Genomic DNA, 385 nt, shown 5'->3' with positions numbered 1-385 from the left:
CAATAAATTACATTAAAGATAATAGTTCTTCTTCAGAAGAAGCATACACTTGCTCAAATGAGTTATCAAAAACAAAACCATTAAGTTCTCTTATTTTCTCCAACGTTATATTTTCTTCATACACTCTATGCTCTGTATCCTTTTTGAGTAAAATTGCAATATCTTGACTTAAAGGATAATAAAGAACCACTTCAAGAACATTACCCTGCTCATCACGTTCATTCTGTTTCAAGTTTATTACAGGTTGATCGCCGGTTATAAATTTTGGTCCAGAAGGCGCATGTAATATGGTAAGTGAAAGCTTGTTAGCAAAACTAAATGCGTATGAAATTTCGTTTGCTGATTATATTTCAGTGTATTCCATTTTATTATATATTTCTCTTAT

The 385-nt window shown here is 30.6% G+C and carries 1 protein-coding gene; it reads right to left on the bottom strand.

Annotated elements, in window-relative coordinates:
• Positions 1-7: 7 nt before the first annotated feature.
• Positions 8-331: a DUF4238 domain-containing protein gene (locus J1785_RS00125; protein ID WP_217218505.1), complete on the bottom strand. Its 324-nt coding sequence runs from the start codon at positions 329-331 to the stop codon at positions 8-10.
• Positions 332-385 lie beyond the last annotated feature (54 nt).

It is taken from the genome of Rahnella perminowiae (assembly GCF_019049755.1).
In the GTDB taxonomy this organism is placed as follows: domain Bacteria; phylum Pseudomonadota; class Gammaproteobacteria; order Enterobacterales; family Enterobacteriaceae; genus Rahnella; species Rahnella perminowiae.
Note: the sequence above shows the minus strand (reverse complement) of the source record. Positions and strands in the feature narration are given on the sequence as shown.